This window comes from Agromyces tardus (assembly GCF_003710805.1).
GTDB classification, from domain to species: Bacteria; Actinomycetota; Actinomycetes; order Actinomycetales; family Microbacteriaceae; genus Agromyces; species Agromyces tardus.
In genome coordinates this window covers 1-24,789 of the sequence record NZ_RHHB01000010.1, presented here as the reverse complement: position 1 = coordinate 24,789, position 24,789 = coordinate 1, and the positions used below count along the sequence as shown (strand labels likewise).

General features: G+C 71.8%; 19 protein-coding genes and 1 tRNA gene. 1 reads left to right on the top strand and 19 read right to left on the bottom strand.

All coding sequences use genetic code 11. The features are described 5' to 3' along the window. Positions 1 to 80 precede the first annotated feature (80 nt). The 3 genes from polA to EDM22_RS07830 form a co-directional block, all read right to left on the bottom strand. On the bottom strand, positions 81 to 2,780 hold the full coding sequence (polA, locus tag EDM22_RS07840) for a DNA polymerase I (protein WP_122936509.1): 2,700 nt from the start codon (positions 2,778 to 2,780) through the stop codon (positions 81 to 83). A 109-nt stretch (positions 2,781 to 2,889) separates the two neighbouring features. Continuing rightward, a complete protein-coding gene (gene ppsA, locus EDM22_RS07835) occupies positions 2,890 to 5,220 on the bottom strand; it encodes a phosphoenolpyruvate synthase (RefSeq protein WP_122936508.1) in 2,331 nt (776 codons plus the stop codon). 94 nt (positions 5,221 to 5,314) lie between these two features. Continuing rightward, a complete protein-coding gene (locus EDM22_RS07830; RefSeq protein WP_122936507.1) occupies positions 5,315 to 5,920 on the bottom strand; it encodes an ANTAR domain-containing response regulator in 606 nt (201 codons plus the stop codon). Between the two features lie 36 nt (positions 5,921 to 5,956). On the opposite strand from EDM22_RS07830, the gene EDM22_RS07825 reads away from it, so the two are divergent. Further along, positions 5,957 to 6,039 (top strand) — tRNA-Leu (locus EDM22_RS07825). A gap of 147 nt (positions 6,040 to 6,186) precedes the next feature. Here EDM22_RS07825 and pyk read toward each other — a convergent pair. The 16 genes from pyk to EDM22_RS07745 form a co-directional block, all read right to left on the bottom strand. Beyond that, positions 6,187 to 7,602, bottom strand: coding sequence for a pyruvate kinase (gene pyk, locus EDM22_RS07820; RefSeq protein ID WP_122936506.1), 1,416 nt, complete (start codon positions 7,600 to 7,602; stop codon positions 6,187 to 6,189). Between the two features lie 68 nt (positions 7,603 to 7,670). Beyond that, positions 7,671 to 9,128, bottom strand: a complete 1,458-nt coding sequence (locus EDM22_RS07815) for a glutamate synthase subunit beta (protein ID WP_122936505.1) — start codon at positions 9,126 to 9,128, stop codon at positions 7,671 to 7,673. Between the two features lie 47 nt (positions 9,129 to 9,175). Next, positions 9,176 to 13,717 (bottom strand): glutamate synthase large subunit, encoded by a 4,542-nt coding sequence (gene gltB / locus EDM22_RS07810; protein WP_245989272.1) that lies wholly within the window; start codon positions 13,715 to 13,717, stop codon positions 9,176 to 9,178. Positions 13,718 to 13,867: 150 nt separating this feature from the next. Continuing rightward, complete coding sequence (gene lgt, locus EDM22_RS07805; protein WP_122936503.1) at positions 13,868 to 14,875, bottom strand: prolipoprotein diacylglyceryl transferase; 1,008 nt, start codon at positions 14,873 to 14,875, stop codon at positions 13,868 to 13,870. A 59-nt stretch (positions 14,876 to 14,934) separates the two neighbouring features. Continuing rightward, positions 14,935 to 15,720, bottom strand: a complete 786-nt coding sequence (gene trpA, locus EDM22_RS07800) for a tryptophan synthase subunit alpha (RefSeq protein ID WP_122936502.1) — start codon at positions 15,718 to 15,720, stop codon at positions 14,935 to 14,937. After that, positions 15,717 to 16,925 (bottom strand): tryptophan synthase subunit beta, encoded by a 1,209-nt coding sequence (gene trpB / locus EDM22_RS07795; RefSeq protein WP_122936501.1) that lies wholly within the window; start codon positions 16,923 to 16,925, stop codon positions 15,717 to 15,719. Before trpB ends, trpA begins: the two co-directional genes overlap by 4 nt. Before the next feature lies 1 nt (position 16,926). Next, a complete protein-coding gene (trpC, locus tag EDM22_RS07790) occupies positions 16,927 to 17,697 on the bottom strand; it encodes an indole-3-glycerol phosphate synthase TrpC (RefSeq protein WP_122936500.1) in 771 nt (256 codons plus the stop codon). Positions 17,698 to 17,700: 3 nt separating this feature from the next. After that, positions 17,701 to 17,931: a DUF6704 family protein gene (locus tag EDM22_RS07785; RefSeq protein WP_122936499.1), complete on the bottom strand. Its 231-nt coding sequence runs from the start codon at positions 17,929 to 17,931 to the stop codon at positions 17,701 to 17,703. 31 nt (positions 17,932 to 17,962) lie between these two features. Next, a complete protein-coding gene (locus tag EDM22_RS07780; RefSeq protein WP_138708046.1) occupies positions 17,963 to 18,598 on the bottom strand; it encodes a Trp biosynthesis-associated membrane protein in 636 nt (211 codons plus the stop codon). 15 nt (positions 18,599 to 18,613) lie between these two features. Next, positions 18,614 to 20,149: an anthranilate synthase component I gene (locus EDM22_RS07775; protein WP_122936497.1), complete on the bottom strand. Its 1,536-nt coding sequence runs from the start codon at positions 20,147 to 20,149 to the stop codon at positions 18,614 to 18,616. Positions 20,150 to 20,159: 10 nt separating this feature from the next. After that, on the bottom strand, positions 20,160 to 20,567 hold the full coding sequence (gene hisI / locus EDM22_RS07770) for a phosphoribosyl-AMP cyclohydrolase (protein ID WP_122936496.1): 408 nt from the start codon (positions 20,565 to 20,567) through the stop codon (positions 20,160 to 20,162). Next, on the bottom strand, positions 20,564 to 21,325 hold the full coding sequence (gene hisF / locus EDM22_RS07765) for an imidazole glycerol phosphate synthase subunit HisF (protein ID WP_122936495.1): 762 nt from the start codon (positions 21,323 to 21,325) through the stop codon (positions 20,564 to 20,566). The genes hisI and hisF overlap by 4 nt, the downstream gene beginning before the upstream one ends. 8 nt (positions 21,326 to 21,333) lie before the next feature. Next, positions 21,334 to 22,173 carry an ATP phosphoribosyltransferase gene (hisG, locus tag EDM22_RS07760; protein WP_122936494.1) on the bottom strand — a complete coding sequence of 280 codons (840 nt, stop codon included), beginning with the start codon at positions 22,171 to 22,173 and terminating at the stop codon, positions 21,334 to 21,336. Between the two features lie 51 nt (positions 22,174 to 22,224). Continuing rightward, positions 22,225 to 22,488 carry a phosphoribosyl-ATP diphosphatase gene (locus EDM22_RS07755; RefSeq protein WP_122936493.1) on the bottom strand — a complete coding sequence of 88 codons (264 nt, stop codon included), beginning with the start codon at positions 22,486 to 22,488 and terminating at the stop codon, positions 22,225 to 22,227. Between the two features lie 9 nt (positions 22,489 to 22,497). Then, on the bottom strand, positions 22,498 to 23,181 hold the full coding sequence (gene rpe / locus EDM22_RS07750) for a ribulose-phosphate 3-epimerase (RefSeq protein WP_122936492.1): 684 nt from the start codon (positions 23,179 to 23,181) through the stop codon (positions 22,498 to 22,500). A gap of 74 nt (positions 23,182 to 23,255) precedes the next feature. Beyond that, a partial coding sequence (locus EDM22_RS07745) for an RsmB/NOP family class I SAM-dependent RNA methyltransferase (RefSeq protein WP_122936491.1) occupies positions 23,256 to 24,789 on the bottom strand: 1,534 nt, incomplete at its 5' end.

Below are 24,789 nucleotides of genomic sequence, written 5' to 3'. Positions count from 1 at the left end.
GACGCCACGCGGCGCCGCCCCGTCGGACCAGCGCGATGCGCAGCGCCGGTCCCGCGCGCCGGTCGCGCGTGCGGGCCGGGTCAGTGGGCCGCGTCGTCCCAGTTGCTGCCGCGCCCGATCTGCACGTCGAGGGGAACGAGCAGCTCGGCGGCGTGCGCCATGCGGTCGCGCACGACCTCTTCGAGCTCGTCGGACTCGCCGGGCGCGACCTCGAAGATGAGCTCGTCGTGCACGGTCATGAGCATGCGGCTGCCGAGCCCCCTCTGCGTGAGGGCGGCCTCGACGTTCCTCATCGCGACCTTCATGATGTCGGCCGCCGATCCCTGGATCGGCGAGTTCAGGGCGGCGCGCTCGGCGTTCTCGCGGTGCACGCGGTTCGGGCTCGCAAGGTCGGGGAACGGGCGACGGCGGCCGAAGATCGTCTCGGTGTAGCCGTCGATCTTCGCCTGCTCGACGACGCTGCGCAGGTAGGTGCGCACCGCGCCGAAGCGCTCGAAGTACTCCTTCATGAGCTGCGTGGCCTCGGCCCTGTCGATGCGCAGCTGCTTCGAGAGGCCGAAGGCGCTGAGCCCGTACGCGAGCCCGTAGGACATGGCCTTCACCTTCGTGCGCATGACGGGCGTCACGTCGGCCGGATCGACGCCGAACACGCGCGCGCCCACGAACCGGTGCAGGTCTTCGCCCGCGTTGAACGCCTCGATGAGCCCCGGGTCGCCCGAGAGGTGCGCCATGATGCGCATCTCGATCTGCGAGTAGTCGGCCGTGAGCAGTTCGGCGTACTCGGGCCCGTGGCGGAACGCCTTGCGGATGCGGCGGCCGTCGGCGGTGCGGATGGGGATGTTCTGCAGGTTCGGGTCGTTCGACGAGAGCCGACCGGTGGCCGCGCCGATCTGCCAGTAGGTGGTGTGGATGCGCCCGTCGGCTCCGATGGCCTTGTCGAGCGACTCGACGATCTGGCGGAGCTTCGTCGCGTCGCGGTGTTCGAGGAGGTATCCGAGGAACGGATGGGGGTTCGACTCCTGCAGGTCGGCGAGTGCGCTGGCATCCGTGGTGTAGCCGGTCTTGGTGGCGCGGGTCTTCGGCATGCCGAGCTGATCGAAGAGCACCTCCTGCAGCTGCTTCGGCGAGCCGAGGTTGACCTCGCGCCCGATCTCGGCGTAGGCGAGCTGGGCGAGGCCGGCCGCGCGATCGCCGAGCTCGGCCGACAGCGCCGCGAGCTCGGGGTGGTCGACCGTGACACCGCGCAACTCCATGGCGGCCAGTACGGGCACGAGCGGCATCTCGACCTCCGCGAGCAGTCGTCGCGACCCCTCGGACAGCCGGCTCAGCACGACGGGTGCGAGGCGCAGCGTGTACCACGCGTACTCGGCCGGTCCGGCGTCGGTGCCCTCCTCGGGCACGAGGAGCGCGGGATCGGCCTGCGGCACCGACTCGCCGAGGTGGAAGGAGACGAGGTCGGCGAGCGACTTCTCCTGCAGGTTGGGCCGCACGAGCCAGCCCGCGATGAGCGTGTCGAGCACGAGCCCGTCGAAGGCGAGCTCCGATCGTGCGAGCGCCTCGAGCTGCGGCTTGGCGTCGGTCATGACCTTGGACGCGTCGCTCGCGAGCCAGGCCTCGAAGGGCGCGTACTCGGCGCGACCCGGCTGCCATGGCAGGTACACCGTCTCGGCGGCGGTCGCGATGCCGGCGCCGATCACGCCGCCGCCGGCGATCTCGATGCTGAGGCCCAGCCCCGCGGGCTCCGCGACGATCGCCCGCTCGAGCCACGCCGCGAGCTCCTCGTCCTGGAGGGTGCGCGGCATCGGGGCGACCGGGGCCGGCGCCGCATCGACGGTCGGCGCGGCCGCCGCCACCGCACCGCCGTTGCCGTTGCCGCCTGCCTCGCCGGCCGCGAGCTTCGTGACGCGCTCCAGCAGGGTGCGGAATTCCAGCCGCTCGAAGATCGGGCGCACCGCCTCCACGTCGATGGGCTTGGCGATGAGCTCGTCGAGGCCGACGTCGAGCTGGACGTCGCGCACGAGGTGGTTGAGGCGTCGGTTGCGCTCCGCGTTCTCACGCTGGTCGCGCAGGTTCTGCCCGACGACGCCCTTGATCTCGTCGGCGTGCGCGAGGATGCCCTCGAGGTCGCCGTAGAGCCCGAGCCACTTCACGGCGGTCTTCTCTCCGACCTTCGAGATGCCGATGAGGTTGTCGCTCGACTCGCCGACGAGCGCCGCGACGTCGGGGTACTGCTCGGGCCGGATGCCGTAACGCTCGATGACCGCCGGCACGTCGTATCGCTTCAGCTGCGAGACGCCCTGCGTGTTGGGGTAGAGCAGCGTGACGTCGTCGTTCACGAGCTGGATGGTGTCGCGATCACCGGAGACGAGCAGGACCCGGTAGCCCTCCGCCTGGCCGCGCGCCGCGAGCGTCGCGAGGATGTCGTCGGCCTCGAAGTCCTCCTTCTCGAGCGTGCGCACGCCCATGGCCTGCAGCGCCTCCTGCAGCAGGGGGACCTGCCCCTTGAACTCGGGCGGCGTCTCGTTGCGGGTGCCCTTGTACTCGGGGTACTCCCGCGTGCGGAACGAGTGCCGCGAGATGTCGAAGGCCACCGCGAGGTGGGTGGGCTTCTCGTTCTGCAGGAGGAGCAGCAGCATCGACAGGAACCCGTGGATCGCGTTCGTGTGCTGGCCGTCGCGGGTCGAGAAGCTGTCGACCGGCAGCGCGTAGAACGCGCGGAACGCGAGCGAGTGACCGTCGACGACGAGCAGGGTGGGCTTTTCGGGGGTGGGGTCCGACACCCCCCAAGACTACAAGCGGTCACCGACACCGATCGGTCCCGCCGACGGCCTCGGGCGGCCACGGGATCCGTCACCGGGACCAGCGCGGGCGACCCCGGCGAGGCCCCGCTCAGGCCCGCCCGCCCGCCCGCGCGGCGTCGAGCAGGATGCGGCGCTCTGCCGCCGCGACGACGCGACGCGTGCGGTCCGCGGCATCCGGATTCACCGAGATCGAGTCGATGCCGAACCGCACGAGGTGCTCCGCGAATGCCGGATCGTTCGACGGTGCCTGCCCGCACAGCGACGAGGTGATGCCCGCGGCCCGGCATGCCGTGATGATGCGCTCGATGGCATCGAGCACGGCGGCGTCGGACTCGTCGAACAGCTCGGCGCAGATCTCGGAGTCGCGGTCCACGCCGAGCATCAGCTGCGTGAGGTCGTTCGATCCGATCGAGACCCCGTCGATGCCCATCGCCGCGTATTCGGGGATGCGGTAGGCGATCGACGGCACCTCGGCCATGACCCATCGCCGCAGTCCGCGCTGCCGCCCCAGAGGGCTCGCGTCGATGAGTTCGAGGCACGCCTCCAGCTCCCACTTGGTGCGCACGAACGGCAGCATCACGTGCAGGTTCGGGGTCTCCTCCCGCACCCGCGCGAGCAGCTCGAGCTCGAGCGTGAACAGCTCCGGCTCCTTGACGTACCGGTAGGCGCCCCGGTAGCCGATCATCGGGTTGTTCTCCTGCGGCTCGAACTGCTCGCCCCCCTCGAGCCCGCGGAACTCGTTGCTGCGGAAGTCGATCGTGCGGTAGACGACGGGCCGGGCGCCGAAGGCGCGCGTGACCGTCAGCAGCGATCCGCTCATGCGCCGGATGAACTCCTCGCGCTGCCCGCGGGCGAGCATCTCGCGCGGGTGCAGACCGCCGAGCGCGTCGGTGATCATGAACTCGGCGCGCAGGAGGCCCACTCCGTCGACGTCGAGCGCCGCCGTGTCCTCCGCGCGCTCGGCGATCGCGAGGTTGACGTAGAGCTTCGTCGCGAGCGGCTCGGGCGCCGCGGGGGCGGCGACGGCCGAGACGACCGCGGCCGGCGCGGTGGCGGATGCCGCGGCATCCGCTCCCTCGATGACCTCGCCCTTCGCTCCGTCGACCGTGACGAGCTCGTCGTCGCGCAGGACGGTGGTTGCGGTGCGTGCGCCGACGATCGCCGGCACGCCGAGCTCGCGCGCGACGATCGCCGCGTGGCAGGTCATGCCGCCGCCGTCGGTGACGACCGCCGCGGCCCGCCGCATCGTCGGCACCCAGTCGGGGTTCGTCATGGGCGCGACGAGGATCTCGCCCGCCTGCAGGCGCTCGCCGTCGGCCGGGGTCTGCAGGATGCGCACGCGGCCCGTGACCCGGCCCGGGGCGGCGGCGAGTCCGCGGAGCAGTACGGTGCCCGCCGGGGCACTGCCGGGCTCGGCGGCGCCGCCCACCGGCGACGCGGCGGGCCCACCGCCGAGGGTGGTGACCGGGCGGGACTGCAGCATCCACAGGCGACCGGCCTCGTAGGCCCACTCGGTGTCCTGGGGCTCGCCGTAGTGCGCCTCGACCTGCAGGCCGAGCCTCGCGACGGTGAGCACCTCCTCGTCGGTCAGCACGCGGGCGGCACCGACTGCCGTGTCCAGCTCCTCCCGGCGCACCGTGCCGTCGGCTCCGGGGACGAGCCGGTGGCTCTGGTGGCCGACGCGGGCCGAGAGCAGCCTCGGCCCGTCCTTGGCCACGATGTAGGTGTCGGGCTCGACGGCGCCCGAGACGACGACCTCGCCGAGGCCGAGCGCGGCCTCGATGACGAGCCGATCACGCGCCCCCGTCGAGGGGTCGACCGTGAACATGACGCCGGAGCGGTCGGAGGCGATCTGGGTCTGCACGACGACCGCGAGCACGGGCTCCTCGTCCATGCCCTGGCTCGCGCGGTACGAGATGACGCGGTCGACGAACAGGGAACTCCAGCAGTCGCGGACGCGGGCGATCACGGCGTCGTCGCCGACGACGTTGTTGTAGGTCTCGTGCATGCCCGCGAACGACGTGCCCGCGGCATCCTCGGACGTGGCGGAGGAGCGCACGGCGACGGCGATCCCGTCGCCGAGCCGGTGGTACTCGGAGAGGATCGCTTCGCGCACGTCGTCGGGCACGGGGACGGCGCCGACGGTGTCCCGCAGCGCAGCGGCGGATCGCACGAGCGCCGCCGGGTCGTCGGCCGCCGCGGCGGCCGCGCGGAACTCCTCGAGCAGGCGCCCGCGGATGCCCGCCCGGTCGATGGCCTCCAGGTAGGCCGAGGCCGTGACCACGAACCCGGGCGGGATCGGCAGCCCGGCGGACGTCATCTCGCCGAGGTTCGCCCCCTTGCCGCCGACGGTCGGCGCGTCGCCGATCCGCAGATCCTCGAAACGACTGACCAGCGTGGACGCCTCGTCGCGCAGCATGTGTGCTCCCCCGATTCGATCGGCACCGGGCGGGCACGCCCGGGTTCACACACCACACTCCCATCGGCTCGGCGCGAGCCTAGGGCCGCAAGACCTACTTCTTCGGCGCGAGCTGCTCGATGATCGCCTGCGAGACGTCCTTCATGGTGAGGCGCCGGTCCATGGACGCCTTCTGGATCCACCGGAACGCCTCGGGCTCGGTGAGGCCCATCTTCTCGTTGAGGAGGCCCTTGGCGCGGTCGACGAGCTTGCGCGTCTCGAACCGCTCGACGAGGTCGCCGACCTCGGCCTCGAGCGCGATGATCTGCGCGTGGCGGGCGAGCGCGATCTCGATCGCGGGCAGCAGGTCGTTCGGCGTGAACGGCTTCACCACGTAGGCGAGGGCTCCGGCCTCGCTGGCGCGCTCGACGAGCTCCTTCTGGCTGAACGCCGTGAGGAGCACGACGGGGGCGATGTGGCCCTTCGAGAGCCGCTCGGCCGCCGAGATGCCGTCGAGCTGGGGCATCTTCACGTCCATGATGACGAGGTCGGGGCGGAGCTCGGTCGCGAGTGCGACCGCCGTCTCGCCGTCTCCGGCCTCGCCGACGACCTCGAAGCCGTTGTCGCGCAGGATCTCGACGATGTCGAGGCGGATGAGCGACTCATCCTCGGCAACGACGACGCGGCGCGGTGCCGACTGGGTCTCTTCACTGTCTGTCACGCAGGAAAGCCTACGGTATTCTGAGCGAGGCCTCTGGCCGGTGTGGCGGAATGGCAGACGCGGAGCACTCAAAATGCTTTGCCCGAAAGGGCGTGTGGGTTCGACCCCCACCACCGGCACCTCCCCCCATTGCCGACCTGCGCATCGCGCTGCCGTGCGTCACGGCCGGGGTCGCTCGCAAGCCTCGTCGTCGCCGGCGAACCTCGCGCCCGGAGACGCCGGAGGCCCGGCCGTCCGTGCGGACGACCGGGCCTCGGGTGCAGTGCTCAGAGCACCTCGCCGACGATGTGCACGCGCACGTCGTTGGTGGTGCCGGGGATTCCGGGAGGGGATCCCGAGATGATGATGACCTTCTCGCCGATCACGGCCTTGCCCGTGCGGGCGAGCACCTCGTCGACTTGGCCGACCATCTGGTCGGTGTGCTTCACGCGGTCGACGACGAACGACTCGACGCCCCAGTTCAGCGCCATGCGGCGACGGATGTCGGGGTAGGGCGTGAACGCGAGGATCGGGATCTTGGAGCGGAGTCGCGACATCCGCCGAACGGACTCGCCCGACTCGGTGAACACGCAGAGGTACTTGGCCTCGACGAAGTCGGCCACCTCGACCGCGGCGAGCGTGATGGCGCCGGCCTGCGTGCGGGGCTTCGTGCCGAGCGGGAGGATGCGGTCGAGCCCGTGCCGCTCGGTGGACTCGATGATGCGCGCCATCGTGGTGACGGTCTGCACGGGGTACTCCCCCACGCTCGTCTCGCCCGAGAGCATGACCGCGTCGGCGCCGTCGAGGATGGCGTTCGCGACGTCGGAGGTCTCGGCACGCGTGGGCACCGGGCTGTGCGTCATCGACTCGAGCATCTGCGTCGCCACGATGACGGGCTTCGCCAGGCGGCGTGCGATCTCGACCGCGCGCTTCTGCACGATCGGCACCGCCTCGAGCGGCAGCTCGACGCCGAGGTCGCCGCGGGCGACCATGATCGCGTCGAACGCCTCGGTGATCTCCTCGAGCGCGTCGACCGCCTGCGGCTTCTCGATCTTGGCGATGACGGGCACGCGGCGACCGACTGCGTCCATGATCTCGTGCACGCGCACGATGTCGGAGGCGTTGCGCACGAACGACAGCGCGATGAGGTCGGCGCCGAGCTCGAGCCCCCAGCGCAGGTCGGCCTCGTCCTTCTTCGAGAGGGCCGGCACGTTGACCGCGACGCCCGGGAGGTTGATGCCCTTGTTGTTCGAGACGGGGCCGGCGACGATGACCTTGGTGGTGACGACCGTGCCGTCGGTCTCGAGCACCTCGACGCGCACCTTGCCGTCGTCGATGAGGAGGAAGTCGCCCGGCTTCACGTCGTGGGGCAGGCCCTTGAAGGTCGTGCCGACGATGTCCTTGGTGCCCTTGACGTCCTCGGTGGTGATCTTGAAGACGTCGCCCTCGGCGAGCTCGTGCGGGCCGTCGGCGAACTTGCCGAGGCGGATCTTCGGGCCCTGCAGGTCGACGAGCACCGCGACGGCGCGACCCGAGTCGTTGGCCGCCTTGCGCACGTTCTGGTAGACGCCCTCGTGCACGTCGTAGCTGCCGTGGCTGAGGTTCATGCGCGCGACGTCGACGCCCGCATCGATGATCGCCCGGATCTGCTCGTAGCTCGACGTCGCCGGCCCGAGGGTGGCGACGATCTTCGCTCTTCTCATGTGGTGTGTGCTCCAGTGTTCCGCGCCGAAGCGCTGGCTTTGCGGTCGTGTGGCGCCTGCGGCGCGGATCAGATGGCGAAGGCCCTGGCCGTCGCGGGGATGGGGCTCGGCAGCTGCGTCTCCCCTTCAAGGTACCGGTCGACGGATGCCGCCGCAGCACGTCCCTCGGCGATCGCCCAGACGATGAGCGACTGCCCTCGGCCGGCGTCGCCGGCGACGAACACGCCGGGCTCGCTCGTCGAGTAGTCGGCGCCGCGCGCGAAGTTGCCGCGCTCGCCGGCCTGCAGCCCGAGCTGGTCGGCCGCGGCATCCGTCTCGGGGCCGGTGAAGCCCAGGGCGAGCAGGACGAGGTCGGCCGGGATCTCGCGCTCGGTGCCCGCCTTCGGCACGCGGCGGCCGTCGAGGTACTCGGTCTCGGCGACGCGGATCGCGCGCACCTCGCCGACCTCGTTCGCGAGGAACTCGACCGTGGAGGCGAGGTACTGGCGCACGCCCCCCTCCTCGTGGGCGCTCTGCACCTCGAACAGCGTCGGGTGCATGGGCCACGGCTGCTCGGCCGGACGGGTCTGGCTCGGCTCCTTGCCGATCGCGAGGTTCGTGACCGACAGGGCGCCCTGGCGGTGCGCGGTGCCGATGCAGTCGGCGCCGGTGTCGCCGCCGCCGAGGACGACGACGTGCTTGCCCTCCGCCGAGATCTGGTCGAAGACCTGGTCGCCCGCGAGGTGGCGGTTCGACTGCACGAGGTACTCCATCGCGAAGTGCACGCCGGGAAGGTTGCGCCCGGGGATCGGCAGGTCGCGCGGCACGATCGCGCCCGTCGCGACCACGACCGCGTCGTACCGGCGGCGGAGCTCGGCCCACGAGAGGTCGGTGCCGATGTCGACGCCGGCGCGGAAGCGAGTGCCCTCGGCGGTCATCTGCGCGAGCCGCTGGTCGAGGTGCTTCTTCTCCATCTTGAAGTCGGGGATCCCGTAGCGGAGCAGGCCGCCGATGCGGTCGTCGCGCTCGTACACCGCGACCGTGTGACCGGCGCGCGTGAGCTGCTGCGCTGCCGCGAGGCCGGCGGGACCGGAGCCCACGACCGCGACGGTCTTGCCGGTGAGCCGGCCGGGCGGCTGCGGCTGCACCCAGCCGCTGCCGAACGCCTGGTCGATGATCGAGACCTCGACCTGCTTGATCGTCACGGCGGGCTGGTTGATGCCCAGCACGCACGCCGACTCGCACGGAGCGGGGCACAGCCTGCCCGTGAACTCCGGGAAGTTGTTCGTGGCGTGCAGCCGGTCGGCCGCCGCGCGGCCCTCGCCGCGCCACATGAGGTCGTTCCACTCGGGGATCAGGTTGCCGAGCGGGCACCCCTGGTGGCAGAACGGGATGCCGCAGTCCATGCAGCGGCCGGCCTGGCGTCGGAGCTGGGCGGGGTCGCCCTGCTCGTAGACCTCTTTCCAGTCCATGATGCGCACCGGCACGGGACGCCGCTTGGGCAGCTCGCGCTCGGTGACCTTGAGAAAGCCCTTCGGGTCAGCCACCCGTCACCTCCACGCGTTCGGTCGGGTTGATTCGGTTCAGGAGGAGGTCAGCCACCGGTGACCTCCAGGATTCGCGTCCACACGACCTCGCCGTCGGGGTCGAGCCCCTCGTCGACGGCGCTCTGCCGCGTGCGCAGCACGGCCGCGTAGTCGCGCGGCAGCACCTTGGTGAAGCGCTCGAACGCGGCATCCCCCTCGGCGAGGAGGGCGGCCGCGACGGCGGACTCGGTGTGCTCGCGGTGCTGCTCGAGCAGGTCGCGCAGGATCTCGCTGTCGGCGCTGCCGAGCGGATGCAGCTCGAGCTCGCCGCTCGCGAGTGCCTCTCGGTTCACACGCGACTCGCGCAGGTCGAGCACGTAGGCGGTGCCGCCCGACATGCCCGCGCCGAGGTTGCGGCCCGTGTCGCCGAGGATCACGGCGAGGCCGCCGGTCATGTACTCGAGTGCGTGGTCGCCCACGCCCTCGACGACCGCAGTGGCCCCCGAGTTGCGCACGAGGAACCGCTCGCCGACGATGCCGCGGATGAACATGCTGCCGCGCGTCGCGCCGTAGCCGATGACGTTGCCGGCGATCACGTTCCGCTCGGCCACGAAGCCCGCCTCGCGCGCCGGACGCACGATGATCTGTCCGCCCGAGAGACCCTTGCCGACGTAGTCGTTGGAGTCGCCCTCGAGGCGGATCGTGATGCCGCTCGGCAGGAACGCGCCGAGCGACTGCCCTGCGCTGCCCGTGAGCCGCACGTCGATGGAACCCGCCGGCAGGCCCTGGTCGCCGTGGCGCACCGTCACCTCGTGTCCGAGCATCGTGCCGACCGCGCGCTCGGTGTTCGCGACGGGCAGCTCGATCTGCACCGTGCCGCCGCGCTCGAGCACGAGCTGGCTGCGGTGGATGAGCTCGTTGTCGAAGTGCTCGTCGAGCTCGTGGTCCTGCGCACGGGCGTTGCGGCGCGGCTCGGCGTCGGCGAAGTCCGGTCCGACGAGCACGGGCGTGAGGTCGAGCCCCGACGCCTTCCAGTGCGCGACCGCGCGGTCGACGTCGAGGAGCTCGCGGCGCCCGATGATCTCGTCGAGCGAGCGGTAGCCGAGCTCTGCGAGGTACTCCCGCACCTCCTGCGCGATGAACTCGAAGAAGTTCACGACGAACTCGGGCTTGCCCGAGAAGCGCTTGCGCAGTTCGGGGTTCTGGGTGGCGACGCCCACGGGGCACGTGTCGAGGTGGCAGACGCGCATCATGACGCAGCCCTCCACCACGAGCGGCGCCGTGGCGAAGCCGAACTCCTCGGCCCCGAGCAGTGCGCCGATGACGACGTCGCGGCCGCTCTTGAGCTGGCCGTCGACCTGCACGACCACGCGGTCGCGCATGCCGTTGAGCATGAGCGTCTGCTGCGTCTCGGCGAGGCCGAGCTCCCACGGGGTGCCCGCGTGCTTGAGCGAGTTGAGCGGGCTCGCACCGGTTCCGCCGTCGTGGCCCGAGACGAGGATCACGTCGGCGAGGGCCTTCGCGGTTCCGGCCGCGACCGCCCCGATGCCCGACTGGCTCACGAGCTTCACGTGCACGCGCGCCTTGGGGTTGGCGCGCTTCAGGTCGAAGATGAGCTGCTTGAGGTCTTCGATCGAGTAGATGTCGTGGTGCGGGGGCGGCGAGATGAGCCCGACGCCCGCGGTCGCGTGACGCGTGCGGGCGACCCACGGGTACACCTTCGCGGGCGGCAGCTGGCCGCCCTCACCGGGCTTCGCGCCCTGCGCGAGCTTGATCTGCAGGTCGGTCGCGTGGGTGAGGTACATGCTCGTCACGCCGAATCGACCGGATGCCACCTGCTTGATCGCGCTGCGGCGCTCCGGGTCGAGCAGCCGCTCGAGGTCCTCGCCGCCCTCGCCCGTGTTCGACTTCGCGCCGATCCGGTTCATGGCGATCGCGAGGGTCTCGTGCGCCTCCTTCGAGATCGAGCCGTAGCTCATGGCGCCGGTCGAGAAGCGCTTGACGATCGACTCGACCGACTCGACCTCGTCGAGGGGCACGGGCGGGCGCACGCCGGTGCGCAGCGCGAACATGCCGCGCAGCGTCATGAGCTCCTGCGCCTGCGAGTCGACGAGCTGCGTGTACTCCCGGAACACGTCGTAGCGACGGTTGCGCGTCGAGTGCTGCAGGCGGAACACCGTCTCGGGGTTGAAGAGGTGCGGCGAGCCGTCGCGACGCCACTGGTACTCGCCACCCGTCGAGAGGCGCTCGTGCGCCCGCACCGCGGCATCCTGCGGGTACGCCGCCGCGTGGCGCGAGAGGTTCTCGGCCGCGATCACGTCGATGCCGACGCCGCCGAGCTTCGAGGTGGTGCCCGTGAAGTACTCGTCGATGAACTCGTCGGAGAGTCCCACCGCCTCGAACGCCTGCGCGCCCGCGTACGACGAGATGGTGGAGATGCCCATCTTCGACATGATCTTGAGCACGCCCTTGCCGAGCGCCGTGATGACGTTGCGCACCGCCTGCTCGGGCGTGACGCCAGTGAGCACGCCGGACCGCACCAGGTCTTCGCAGGTCTCCATCGCGAGGTACGGGTTGACCGCGGAGGCGCCGTAGCCCACGAGAAGCGCGACGTGGTGCACCTCGCGCACGTCGCCCGCCTCGACGACGATGCCGACCTTCATGCGCGTCTCGGAGCGGATGAGGTGGTGGTGCACCGCCGAGAGCATGAGCAGTGACGGGATCGGCGCGAGGTCCTTCGTGGAGTCGCGGTCGCTCAGCACGATGAAGGCGGCGCCCTCCTCGATGGCCTCGTCGACCTCGCGGCACAGCTCGGCGAGCCGCGCGCGCAGCGCCTCGGGACCCTCGTCGACGCGGTACAGGCCGCGCAGGGTGCGCGCGGCGTGCGGTGCGCCTGCGTAGTCCATGTGCACGATCTTCGCGAGCTCGTCGTTGTCGATGACCGGGAAGTCGAGCGACACCTGGCGGGCGTGGTCCGGTCCCGACGACAGGAGGTTGCGCTCGGGACCGAGCGAGGTGCTCAGCGAGGTCACGACTGCCTCGCGGATCGAGTCGAGGGGCGGGTTCGTGACCTGCGCGAACTGCTGCGTGAAGTAGTCGAAGAGCAGGCGCGGGCGCTGCGACAGCACCGCGATCGGCGTGTCGGATCCCATCGCGCCGAGCGGCTCGGCCCCGGTCTTCGCCATCGGGGTGAGGAGGATCTTCACCTCCTCCTCGGTGTAGCCGAAGGTGCGCTGGCGGCGGTTGACCGAGGCCGGCGGGTGCACGATGTGCTCGCGCTCGGGCAGGTCGTGGAGGCGGATGCGGCCCTCGTCGAGCCAGTCGCCCCAGGGCTCGGATGCCGCGAGCTCGGCCTTGATCTCGTCGTCCTCGATGAGGCGGCCCGCCTCGGTGTCGACGAGGAACATGCGGCCGGGCTGGAGCCGCCCCTTTCGCACGACGCGGCTCTGGTCGATATCGAGCACGCCGATCTCGCTCGCGAGCACGACGAGGCCGTCGTCGGTCACGAGGTAGCGACCGGGACGCAGGCCGTTGCGGTCGAGCGTGGCGCCGACGAGCGTGCCGTCGGTGAACACGATCGCCGCAGGGCCGTCCCACGGCTCCATGAGCATCGAGTGGTACTCGTAGAACGAGCGCCGCGCGGGGTCGATCTCGGTCTGCTTCTCCCACGCCTCGGGGACCATCATCATGACGGCGTGCGGCAGGCTCCGGCCGGCGAGCGTCAGCAGCTCGACCACCTCGTCGAACGAGGCCGAGTCGCTCGCGCCGGGCGTGACGATCGGGAGGATCGGGTCGAGGTCGCCGAGGAGCTCGGACTCGAGCTGCGACTGGCGGGCCCGCATCCAGTTGCGGTTGCCCTGGATGGTGTTGATCTCGCCGTTGTGCGCGATCATGCGGAACGGCTGCGCGAGCGGCCACGACGGGAACGTGTTCGTCGAGTAGCGCGAGTGCACGAGCGCGAGCTTCGAGGCGAAGCGCTCGTCGGAGAGGTCGGGGTAGAACGGCTCGAGCTGCAGCGTGGTGACCATGCCCTTGTACACGATCGTGCGGCACGAGAGCGACGCGAAGTAGAGGTCGAGCTCGCGCTCGGCGCGCTTGCGCAGCCGGAAGGCGAGCCGGTCGAGCGCGATCCCCGAGACCAGCTCCCCCTCCGAATTGGTGGCCTCGCCCTGCACGAAGAGCTGCTGCACGACGGGCATCGCCGCCCGCGCGAGCGTGCCGAGCTCGTCGGGGCGCACGGGCACCTCGCGCCAGCCGAGCACCCGAAGGCCCTCGGATGCCGCGATCCGCTGCAGCCGCTGCTTGACGCCGCTGCGCGCGGTGGGGTCGACCGGGAGGAACGCGTTGCCCACGGCGTAGCTGCCGGCGGGCGGAAGCGCGAACTCCGCGACCTCGCGCAGGAACGCGTCGGGCACCTGCGTGACGATGCCCGCTCCGTCGCCCGTGCCCGCGTCGGAGCCGACGGCGCCGCGGTGCTCGAGGTGGCGCAGCGCGTCGAGCGCCGCGGTGATGATGTCGTGACCGGCGGCGCCCCGCAGGGTGGCGACCATCGCCAGGCCGCAGGCGTCCTTCTCAGCGGCGGGGTCGTACATGCCCTGCGCGGCGGGCATGGAACCGAACCTCGAGTGGGGAAGGGGAATCGTCACGTGGACCGTCCTCGGTGAACTCGGTGGCAACGGGGACGACGCTGGCCCGCGGAGGGAGATGTCGCGGCGCATGGTGCGGCGCCACGTCGGAGAACGCGATGCGGGGCGAGACCCCTACGCGGAGGTCGTACGGCTCGTGCTTGTGGCAGCCGTCTCGCCGGATTCGTTCTTCCCCTCGACGCCGTCGTCGAGAGAGTCGGATTCGGACTCGGTTTCGTCCGAGTCTACCTCAGCGTCGGAAGGGGTCCATTCGCGGCCGGGAACGTAGACGCTCGGCTCGATTCCGGTGTGTCGGCGCGACTGCACGATGATGATCACGATGCCGATGACGACGGCCGCATACGACGCCCAGACGTTCGATCGGATGCCGAGGAACAGCTCGCTCGGGTCGACGCGGATCGACTCGAGGAACGATCGCCCGATGCCGTACCAGATCAGGTAGACGCCGAACGCCTTGCCCCAGCGCAGGTTGAACCGGCGCTCGAGGAAGAGGATGACGGCGACGCCGAGGAGGTTCCACACGATCTCGTAGAGGAAGGTGGGGTGGAAGAGGGTGCCGTCGGGCAGGCCGGCCGGGAAGGCGGGGTTCGTCGACTCGATCTGGAGGCCCCAGGGCAGGTCGGTCGGCGAGCCGAACAGCTCGTGGTTGAACCAGTTGCCGAGGCGCCCGGTGGCCTGCGCCACGAGGAGGCCCGGCGCGAGGGCGTCGGCGAACGACCAGAAGCGCAGGCCGGTGAAGCGGCATCCGATGATGACGCCGACGGCGCCGCCGATGAGCGAGCCGTAGATGGCGTTGCCGCCCTCCCAGATGTTCCAGATCGCTCCGGGCTCGAAGGGGTTCCAGACGTTGGCGCCGGGGTAGAAGTAGTCGGCCGGGTGCGTGAGAACGTGGTAGAGGCGCGCGCCGATGATGCCCAGCGGCACCGCCCACAGCACGATGTCGAGCACGACCCCGGGCTCCGCGCCCCGCTTCGTCAGCCGTCGCGACGTGATGATCGTGGCGAGGATGATGCCGAGCAGGATGCACAGCGCATAGGCGCGGATCGAGATGACCGTGCCCCACGGCGTGGGGATCTCGAAGCCGTCCCAGTCGGGGCTCGGAATGCTGAGGGGTGCGATCACGCCGGCGTCTGCCTTTCGTCGATGGTGCGCGGCCGCGTGCGGCCGGTGTCGAGACTACTTCACTGGATGCGGGTGCCGCGCGCGAGTTCCGCCGCGAGCTCGCCGGCCGCGGCGACGCCGCCCTCGGCCAGCGCCCTGACGAGGGCGGAGCCCACGATCGCGCCCTCCGCGTACTCGAGCACCTCGGCGACCTGCGCCGCGGTGGAGATGCCGAGCCCGACGCACGCCGCCTCGGCGCCTGCCTCGTGCAGGCGCGCCACGAGCGCTCGTGCCGCGCTGTCGACGTCGGTGCGGGCACCCGTGATGCCCATGGTCGAGACCGCGTAGACGAACCCGCGGCTCGACTCGACCGCCTGGCGCACGCGTGCGTCGGTGGAGGTGGGTGCGGCGAGGAACACGCGGTCGAGGCCGGCCCGCTCGGATGCCGCGATCCACGCGCCGCCCTCGTCGGGGATGAGGTCGGGCGTGATGAGTCCGGCGCCCCCGGCGGCGGCGAGGTCGTCCGCGAAGCGGTCGACGCCGTACTGCACCACGGGGTTCCAGTAGGTCATGATCAGCACCGGGGCATCCGTGCGCTCGGTGATGCGGCGCACCGCCTCGAAGCCATCGGCGAGGCGGAAGCCGTTCGCGAGTGCCTGCTGGGTGGCCGCCTGGATGACGGGGCCGTCCATGACCGGGTCGGAGTAGGGCAGGCCGAGCTCGAGCACGTCGACGCCGTGCTCGACGAGGGCCACGGCCGCCTCCACGCTCTCGTCGAGCGTGGGGAAGCCCACGGGGAGGTACCCGATCAGCGCGCCGGCAGCCTGTTCGTTGCGCTCCCGGATGACGGGACCGACGTTCCTCACTCGGCACTCCCGCCGTCGAGCAGCTCAAAGTAGCGCGCCGCGGTCTCCATGTCCTTGTCGCCGCGACCCGAGAGGTTCACCAGGATGACGGACTCCGGACCGAGTTCGCGGCCGAGCTCGAGGGCGCCCGCGAGGGCGTGCGCCGACTCGATCGCGGGGATGATGCCCTCGGTGCGGGAGAGCAGTCGCAGCGCGTCCATCGCCGCGGCATCCGTGATCGGCCGGTACGCGGCGCGGCCGATGGCCGACAGCCACGAGTGCTCGGGGCCGACGCCCGGGTAGTCGAGGCCCGCGGAGATCGAGTGCGACTCGATCGTCTGGCCGTCCTCGTCCTGCAGGAGGTAGCTGCGCGCGCCGTGCAGCACGCCCGGGCGACCCTTGCTGATCGTCGCCGCGTGGCGCGATGTCTCGACGCCCTCGCCGCCGGCCTCGAAGCCGTAGAGCGCCACGTCGGTGTCGTCGAGGAACGCGTGGAAGATGCCGATGGCGTTGGAGCCGCCGCCGACGCACGCCGCGACCGCGGTGGGCAGCGCGCCGGTGAGGGCGAGCACCTGCTCGCGCGCCTCCTCGCCGATGATCTTCTGGAAGTCGCGCACCATCTCGGGGAACGGGTGCGGGCCCGCGACCGTGCCGAAGAGGTAGTTCGTGGTCTCGACGTTCGTGACCCAGTCGCGCATGGCCTCGTTGATGGCGTCCTTCAGCGTGCGCGAGCCCGCGGTGACCGGGATCACCTCTGCGCCGAGCAGCCGCATGCGCGCGACGTTGAGCGCCTGGCGCTCGGTGTCGACCTCGCCCATGTAGATCGTGCAGTCGAGGCCGAAGAGCGCCGCCGCCGTGGCGCTCGCGACACCGTGCTGGCCCGCGCCTGTCTCCGCGATGATGCGCTGCTTGCCGATGCGCTTCGTCAGCAGCGCCTGGCCGAGCACGTTGTTGATCTTGTGCGAGCCCGTGTGGTTGAGGTCCTCGCGCTTCAGGATGATGCGGGCGTCGCCGGCGTGCGCAGCGAACCGGGGCACCTCGGTGATGATCGACGGGCGGCCGGTGTAGCTGCGGCCGAGCTCGGCGAGCTCCTCCTGGAACAGCGGGTCGAGCTTCGCGAGCTCGTAGGCCTCGGAGAGCTCGTCGAGGGCGGCGACGAGCGATTCGGGCACGAAGCGCCCGCCGAAGTCGCCGAAGTACGGACCGGTCTGCGCTCTGAGCGCCATGTCACACCGCCAGGAATGCAGAGAGGTTGGCAATCGGATCGCCGGTGACGAGCGCCTCGCCGACGAGCACGACGTCGGCGCCCGAACGGCGGTAGTGCGCGACGTCGTCGGCCGAGAGCACCGCAGACTCGGCGACGCGGATCGCGTCGTCGGGGAACCGGTCGGCGAGGCGCGCGAAGAGGTCGCGGTCGAGCTCGAAGGTCGAGAGGTCGCGGGCGTTGACGCCGATGAGCCGGGCTCCGAGCTGCGCGGCACGGTCGAGCTCGTCGGCGCCGTGCGTCTCGACGAGCGCGGTCATGCCGAGGTCGGTGATGAGCGCGAAGAGCTCCGCGAGCTGCGCGTCGTCGAGCGCGGCCACGATGAGCAGTACGAGGTCGGCACCGGCCGCGCGCGCCTCGAGCACCTGGTAGGGCGTCGCGATGAAGTCCTTGCGCAGTACGGGGAGCGACACCGCCGCGCGCACCGCCTCGAGGTCGGCGAGCGAGCCGCCGAACTTGCGACCCTCGGTGAGCACGCTGATCGCGCTCGCACCGCCGAGCTCATAGCTGCGAGCGAGAGCCGCGGGGTCGGAGATCGACGCGAGCGAGCCGCGCGATGGGCTCGAGCGCTTGATCTCGGCGATGACCTTGACGTGGTCGGCGGGGGCGAGCGCGGCGAGCGCGTCGAGTGCCGGCGGGCGCGCGAGCGCAGCGGCCTCCACCTCGGCGAGCGGACGGCCCTCGCGGCGCGCGAGTGCGTCGGCGACGGCGTTCGCCGTCAGTTCGGCGAGCACGCGTCAGTGCGCCTTCGAGACGGTCTTCGCTCCGTCGACGCCGTAGCCGGCGCGTGCGAGCGCCCACCCGACGATGGCGCCCACCACGAGCAGACCCGCGGACGCCCACACGAGCCACTGCACGTCGAGGAAGAACGCCACCGTGCCGATGGCGACGGCGACGAGCATGATCACGACGGCGGTCCACGCCGCGGGCGAGTGTCCGTGGCCGGGATCAGCGGTCTCAGTGCTCATGATGCTCCTTCGTTGCGGGGTCCGGACAAGTCTAGCGGCTGGCGCCCCGCGGCTCGTCGCCGGTGGGATCGTCGCCGCGACTCAGTTCGTCCCAGTCGTCGATGGCCCGATCGGAGCCGGATCCGCCCGCTGCGGCATCCGCTGCGGCATCCGCTGCGGCGAACCGCACGGCGCGGTAGCGGCGCGTCGAGACGGGCCACGCGGTGCCGGTGGCGAGCACGAGCACGCCGGATGCCGCGACCAGCACGCCGCCGGCGATGGCGGCCAGCGGCCACAGGGTCGCCGTGGCCGACTGCACGAGCGCGGCCGTGGGATCGTCGCCCGTGACGCCCGTCGCGGCGGCAACGGCGGGCGAGACCGCGGCCACCGGGTCGCCGAGCGTGATCCCGGCGGCGAGGAGGACCGCTCCGCCGAGCACGACCGCGAGGATGCCGAGGACGATGCGGATGGCGGGACCCGCGATCGCGAGCGCGCCCGCGAGCGCCAGGCCCGCGAGCGCGAGGGCCGCGAGCGCGGGCGATGCGACCTGCCCGGACACCTCGATCGCGGCGCCGCCCGACGGCGCGGCCGAATCGGCGGTGAGCACGAGCTCGAACCAGGCCTGGCTCCACGACAGCAGCACGAGGCCGGCGCCGGCGATGACGGCGACGATCGAAGGCAGCTTCATGCGATCGCGGCGCACCTAGCCGACCCTCCGCATCGCATCGGCCACGGCCACGGCGCGCAGCGGTGCGGCGGCCTTGTTGACCGACTCCTGGAACTCCGATTCGGGGATCGAGTCGGCGACGAGTCCCCCGCCCGCCTGCACGCGCGCGACGCCACCCGAGATCGTGGCGGTGCGGATGGCGATCGCGAGGTCGGCGTCACCGCCGAACCCGAAGTAGCCCACGACTCCCCCGTACAGCCCGCGCTGCGCGGGCTCGAGCTCGTCGATGATCTCGAGGGCGCGCGGCTTCGGCGCACCCGACAGCGTTCCGGCGGGGAACGTCGCGCGGAACACGTCGACCGCGTTGCGGCCCCTCGCGAGGTCGCCCTCGACCGAGGAGACGAGGTGCATGATGTGGCTGAACCGCTCCACGCGCATGAACTCGGTGACCTCCACCGAGCCGGCGTCGCACACCTTCGCGAGGTCGTTGCGGGCGAGGTCGACGAGCATGAGGTGCTCGGCCTGCTCCTTGGGGTCGGCGACGAGCTCGGCCTCGAGGTCGGCGTCCTCCTCCGGCGAGGCGCCGCGGGGCTTGGAGCCCGCGATCGGGTGCGTGAACACCCGGCCGTCCTCGACCTTCACGAGCGCCTCTGGCGAGGAGCCCACGATCCAGTACGGCTCGGCTGCCGCGTCCTCGAGGTGCAGGAAGTACATGTAGGGGCTCGGGTTGAGGCTCCGCAGCACCCGGTAGACGTCGATCGGGTCGGCGGACGTCTCCTGCTCGAACCGCTGCGAGATCACCACTTGGAAGATGTCGCCCTCGCGGATGTACTCCTTCGAGCGCTCCACGGCGGCGAGGAAGTCGGCCTTCTCGGTGCGGTGAGCGGGCGAAGCGGCCCGCCCGAGGTCGATCTCGGCGAGGTACGCCTCCGACGGCCGCGCGAGGTCGGCCTGCATGCGGTCGAGCCGCGACTGGGCGTCGGCCCACAGCGCGTCGGCCGCGGCATCCGTGTCGGTGAGCGCGGAGGCGATGAGCTGCACCGTGCCCGTTCGGTGGTCGATCACGACGAGCTCCGAGACGAAGGCGAACGCCTGTCCGGGCATCGGGAAGTCGGCGGGCGGGCGGTTCGGCAGGTGCTCGATCTGGCGGATCGCCTCCCAGCCGATGAACCCGACGAGGCCGCCGGTCAGCGGCGGGGCGCCGGGAACGTCCTCGGTGGCCCAGCGCTCGTACAGCGCCTCGAGCGCGGCGAGGGGGGCCAGGCCGGATGCCTCGCCGAGCGCGCGCTCGGCCGGGAGCCCGTAGTCGAGCCACTGCACGCGGCCGGCGTGCTCGGTGAGCACGCCGTACGATCCCGCACCGACGAAGGAGTAACGCGACCAGATGCCGCCCTGCTCGGCGGACTCGAGCAGGAAGGTGCCCGGGCGGCCCGCGGCGAGCTTGCGGTAGATGCCCACGGGCGTCTCGCCGTCGGCGAAGAGCTCCCGCACGACGGGCACGACTCGTCGGCCGGCGAGCAGTCTCGCGAAGTCCTCGAAGCGCGTCGTGGCGCCGGCGGCAGGGTCCGTCATCTCGTCCTCGTCATCCCTCGATCGCGGATCCGACGACGACCTCGAGCGGGTCGCCGTCGAAGCAGGTGCGGGTGCCCGTGTGGCAGGCGACGCCCACCTGCTCGACCTGCACGAGCAGGGCGTCGGCGTCGCAGTCCAGCGCGGCCGTGCGCACGTACTGCACGTGTCCCGAGGTGTCGCCCTTGCGCCAGTACTCCTGGCGCGACCGCGACCAGAAGGTCACGCGGCCCTCGGTGAGCGTGCGGCGCAGCGCCTCGCGGTCCATCCAGCCGAGCATGAGCACCTCGCCCGTGTCCCACTGCTGGATGATCGCGGGCAGCAGGCCGTCGGCGTTGAACGCGGCCCGGTCGAGCGCGGTGCCGTGCGGCGTCCACGCCTCCTCGTCGCGCTCCAGCTCCTCGTCGCCCGGCTCGCTCATCGCACGATCCTCCCATCGGCGCGCAGCGCCGCCTTGACCTCGCCGACCGTGACCTCGCCGTTGTGGAACACGGATGCCGCGAGCACCGCGTCGGCGCCCGCCGCGATCGCCGGGGCGAAGTCCGAGACCTTGCCGGCGCCACCCGACGCGATCACGGGCACCCGGGCCAGCTCGTGCATGAGCGCGGTGAGCTCGAGGTCGAAGCCCGCCTTCGTGCCGTCGGCGTCGATCGAGTTGACGAGCAGCTCCCCTGCGCCCAGCTCGATGGCCCGGCGCGCCCAGTCGAGCGCGTCGAGGTCGGTCTCGGTGCGCCCGCCGTGGGTCGTCACGACGAAGCCCGACTCGGTGCGATCCGATCGCTTCACGTCGAGCGAGAGCACGAGGACCTGGGCGCCGAAGCGCTCGGCGATCTCGGCGAGCAGCTCCGGCCGCGCGATCGCGGCGCTGTTCACGCCGATCTTGTCGGCGCCATGGCCGAGGAGTCGCGCGACGTCGTCGTTGGAGCGCACGCCGCCGCCGACCGTCAGCGGGATGAAGACCTGCTCGGCGACGCGCTGCACCACGTCGTAGGTGGTGGAGCGGTCGTCGACCGTGGCCGTGACGTCGAGGAAGGTGAGCTCGTCGGCGCCCTGCTCGGCGTACCGGGCGGCGAGCGCCACGGGATCGCCCGCGTCGCGGAGGTTCTGGAAGTTCACGCCCTTGACGACGCGGCCCGCGGCCACGTCGAGGCAGGGGATCACGCGAACGGCGAGAGTCATCCGTTACCTCACAACCGTGCCGCGTGGATCGCGCTCACGAGGATCGCGCGCGCGCCCAGGGCGTAGAGCTCGTCCATCACGTGGTTCATCTCGTCGCGCGGGATCATGACCCGCACCGCGACCCACTCGGGGTCGTGCAGGGGCGAGACGGTGGGCGACTCGAATCCGGGCGCGACGGCCGTGGCGGCCTCGAGGTCGGCCACGGGCACGTCGTAGTCGAGCAGCACGTACTGGCGCGCGACGAGCACGCCCTGCAGGCGCCGCACGAGCGTCTCGGTGCCGGGACGGTCGACGCCCGATCCGATGAGCACGGCCTCGGACTCGAGGATGACGGGTCCGAAGATCTCGAGGCCCGCCTTGCGCAGGGTGGATCCCGTGGAGACCACGTCGGCGACGGCGTCGGCGACGCCGAGCCGTACGGCCGACTCGACGGCCCCGTCGAGCTTCACGAGCTTCGCCGTGACGCCGTGCGAGGCGAGGAACGCGCCCACGAGGCCCGGGTAGCTCGTGGCGACGCGCCTGCCGTCGAGATCGGCGAGCACGGTGTACGCGCCGGGCGGACCGGCGAACCGGAACGTCGAGTCGCCGAAGCCGAGCGAGGCGATCTCACCGGCATCCGACCCGGAGTCGAGCAGGAGGTCGCGCCCGGTGATGCCGACGTCGAGCGCGCCCGAGCCCACGTAGGTCGCGATGTCGCGGGGGCGGAGGTAGAAGAACTCGACCCCGTTGCGGGGGTCGGCGACGATGAGCTCGCGCGGGTCACGGCGACCGGTGTACCCGGCCTCGTAGAGCATCTGCGCGGCGGTTTCGGACAGCGAACCCTTGTTGGGCACGGCGATGCGGAGCATTCCCTGACTTTCGTGTCGACGGTACTGATCGGTCATGAGCATGGTCAGCGGTCAGAGATGTCGGTACACGGCCTCGGGCGCGAGCCCCTTCGCGAGCATGAGCACCTGGAGGTGGTAGAGCAGCTGCGAGATCTCCTCGGCGAGCTCGTCGTCGCCCTGGTACTCGGCGGCCATCCACACCTCGGCGGCCTCCTCGACGATCTTCTTGCCGATGGCGTGCACGCCCGCGTCGAGCTCGCGCACGGTGCCGGAACCCTCTGGGCGGGTGCGGGCTTTCTCGCTGAGCTCGACGAAGAGGTCGTCGAAGGTCTTCACCCGTCCAGACTACCGGTGCCTCGGGGCGTGCCGGTGCGGGTGCGCGGCAGCGGAGGCCCGCAGCGACGCGATACGATCGGCCGGCACGTCGCCGTTGAACACGGCGGAGCCCGCGACGAAGGTGTCGGCGCCGGCTTCGGCGGCGATGCCGATCGTGTCGGCCGTGATGCCGCCGTCGACCTGGAGCCAGACGTCGAGGCCCGCGTCGTGCACCGCATCGGCGACGCGGGCGAGCTTCGGCATCGTCTCGTGGATGAACGACTGGCCGCCGAATCCCGGCTCGACCGTCATGACGAGCACCTGGTCGAACTCGGGCAGGAGGTCGAGGTACGGCGTGGCGTCGGTGCCGGGCTTCAGCGCGATGCCCGCACGGGCGCCGATCTGGCGCAGGCGGCGCGCGAGCGACACCGGCTCGCCGGCGGCCTCGGCGTGGAAGGTGACCGAGAACGCGCCCGCCTCGGCGTAGGCCGGAGCCCACCGGTCGGGGTCGTCGATCATGAGGTGCACGTCGAGCGGGATCGGCGAGACCTGCTGCAGCCGTTCGACCATCTGCAGGCCGAAGGTCAGGTTCGGCACGAAGTGGTTGTCCATGATGTCGACGTGCACGAGGTCCGCCGTGGCGATGCGCCCGAGCTCGTGCTCGAGGTTGGCCCAGTCGGCAGCGAGGATGCTCGGGTTGATCCGCGTCGTCATGCCGCCAGCCTACCGAGCACCGCAGGTCCCCTCGCGTCGCGTGACGTCGTCGCCGAGGAGGGTGTCGCGGTGCGTCAGGCGCGACGGCGCACGAGCGCGATGAACATCGCGTCGGTGCCGTGCCGGTGCGGCCAGAGCTGCACGGTCGTCGGCTCCCCCGCGAGGTCGAGCGGATGCCCCGACAGCCCCTGCACGACCGCGGCGGTGTCGAGCTGCTCCGCGTCGTCGCCCCAGCGGGCGAGCGCGGCGCGCAGGGTGCCGTGCGTCTCGGCGGTGTGCGGCGAGCACGTGACGTAGGCGAGGATGCCGCCGGGCGCGAGCGCCCGGAACGCGGCATCCGCCAGCTCGCCCTGCAGCGCCGTGAGCTCGGCGACGTCGGAGGGCGCCTTGCGCCAGCGAGCCTCCGGACGGCGGCGGAGCGCGCCGAGGCCCGTGCACGGGGCGTCGAGCAGGATGCGGTCGAAGCCGCCGTCTGCGCCGAGCCGCGCAGGGTCGAGCTCTCGCCCGTCGCCGACCTCGACGGGGACGTCGAGCGGCACGCCCGCCACGGCGCGACGCACGAGCTCGGCCCGCGCCGGCACCATCTCGTTGGCGACGAGCACGGCGCCGCCCGCGAGCGCCTCCGCGGCGAGCACCGCGGTCTTGCCGCCCGGCCCCGCGCAGAGGTCGAGCCACCGCTCGCCCGCCCGCACGGGCTCCGCCCGGCTGAGCGCGAGCGCCGCGAGCTGCGAGCCCTCGTCCTGCACGCGGATGCGGCCGGCGTGCGCCGCCACGAGATCGAGCGGCCGTGCGGCGGTGAAGCCGATCGGCGAATAGCGGTCGGGCTCCCCGAGGGCGACCCTGTCGATCGGGGCCGCGGCCGCGGCATCCGCCTCGCCGCTCGCCTCGATTCCGGGCAGCGCGACGAGGTTGATCCGCGGCGAGGCGTTGTCGGCCTCGAGGAGGGGCACGAGCTCGTCGCCGCGACCCTCGCGCTCGAGCGCCGAGCGCAGGGCCCGCACGATCCACTCGGGATGCGAGTGCACCGCCGCGAGCCGGGCGTCGTCGGTCGTCGCCTCCTCCGCGACGAGGGCACTCCAGTCGTCGCGCTCGCGGCGGGACACGTTGCGCAGCACCGCGTTGACGAAGCCCGTCGCGCCGGGCGCGACGCGGCGCACGAGCGCCACCGACTCGTTGACGGCCGCGTGCGTCGGCACCCGGGTGGCGAGCAGCTGGTGCACGCCGAGACGCAGCACGTCGAGGACGGGCGGATCGATGCGGTCGACGGGTCGGCCGGCGGCGAGCGCGATCACGGCGTCGTAGAAGCCCTGCATGCGCAGGGTGCCGTAGCCGAGCTCCGTCGCGAGGGCGGCATCCGCCTCGTCGAGCCGCGCCCGCTCGATGCGGGCCGGCATGAGCAGGTTCGCGTAGGCCTCGGACTCGCGCACGGCCTCGAGCACCTCGAACGCGACGACACGGGCGCGCGAGACGGATGCCGGCCGCTGCGCGGGACCGCTCGTGGCGCCTGCACTCCGGCGGGCGCCGCGGTGCGGCCGGCCGCTGCGATCGCCGGCGCCGCGACCTCGACCGCCGGCTCCATCCCCGCCAGTGCCGCCGCCGCCCGCGCCG

Bases quoted from the DNA above. Each gene is read 5' to 3' on its own strand.
- ppsA (WP_122936508.1), bottom strand. From the start codon at position 5,220: ATGCTGCGCGACGAGGCGTCCACGCTGGTCAGTCGTTTCGAGGATCTG.
- pyk (WP_122936506.1), bottom strand. From the start codon at position 7,602: ATGAGAAGAGCGAAGATCGTCGCCACCCTCGGGCCGGCGACGTCGAGC.
- gltB (WP_245989272.1), bottom strand. From the start codon at position 13,717: ATGCCCGCCGCGCAGGGCATGTACGACCCCGCCGCTGAGAAGGACGCC.
- trpB (WP_122936501.1), bottom strand. From the start codon at position 16,925: ATGGCGCTCAGAGCGCAGACCGGTCCGTACTTCGGCGACTTCGGCGGG.
- EDM22_RS07785 (WP_122936499.1), bottom strand. From the start codon at position 17,931: ATGAGCACTGAGACCGCTGATCCCGGCCACGGACACTCGCCCGCGGCG.
- EDM22_RS07780 (WP_138708046.1), bottom strand. From the start codon at position 18,598: ATGAAGCTGCCTTCGATCGTCGCCGTCATCGCCGGCGCCGGCCTCGTG.
- EDM22_RS07775 (WP_122936497.1), bottom strand. From the start codon at position 20,149: ATGACGGACCCTGCCGCCGGCGCCACGACGCGCTTCGAGGACTTCGCG.
- hisI (WP_122936496.1), bottom strand. From the start codon at position 20,567: ATGAGCGAGCCGGGCGACGAGGAGCTGGAGCGCGACGAGGAGGCGTGG.
- hisF (WP_122936495.1), bottom strand. From the start codon at position 21,325: ATGACTCTCGCCGTTCGCGTGATCCCCTGCCTCGACGTGGCCGCGGGC.
- hisG (WP_122936494.1), bottom strand. From the start codon at position 22,173: ATGCTCCGCATCGCCGTGCCCAACAAGGGTTCGCTGTCCGAAACCGCC.
- rpe (WP_122936492.1), bottom strand. From the start codon at position 23,181: ATGACGACGCGGATCAACCCGAGCATCCTCGCTGCCGACTGGGCCAAC.